The 460-nt window shown below is 54.6% G+C and carries 1 protein-coding gene; it reads left to right on the top strand.

The genetic code is table 11. The features are described from left to right. Window positions 1-460: cellulose biosynthesis cyclic di-GMP-binding regulatory protein BcsB (locus K0040_RS22520; protein WP_228110460.1), on the top strand; the 460-nt coding region annotated here is incomplete at both ends.

Genomic DNA, 460 nt, shown 5'->3' with positions numbered 1-460 from the left:
CATTCTTTGACCCGCGCGATAACCGTACTAACACCTTGCCGATGGTCTTTGCGGGTGCGCCGGATGTTGGGCTGCAACAAGCATCTGCCATTGTCGCCTCGTGGTTTGGTTCTCGTTCTGGCTGGCGTGGGCAGAACTTCCCGGTGCTCTATAACCAATTGCCGGATCGCAATGCCATTGTCTTTGCAACCAACGACAAACGGCCGGACTTCCTGCGCGATCATCCGGCGGTAAAAGCCCCGGTGATTGAGATGATTAACCATCCGCAGAATCCTTACGTCAAACTGCTGGTGGTGTTTGGTCGTGACGACAAAGACCTGTTGCAGGCAGCGAAAGGTATCGCTCAGGGTAACATTCTGTTCCGTGGTGAAAGCGTGGTAGTGAATGAAGTGAAACCGCTGCTACCGCGTAAGCCGTACGATGCGCCGAACTGGGTACGTACCGATCGTCCGGTCACATT

Source organism: Terrisporobacter petrolearius (assembly GCF_020748185.1).
GTDB classification, from domain to species: Bacteria; Bacillota; Clostridia; order Peptostreptococcales; family Peptostreptococcaceae; genus Terrisporobacter; species Terrisporobacter petrolearius.
This window is presented reverse-complemented; position numbering and strand designations above follow the sequence as displayed.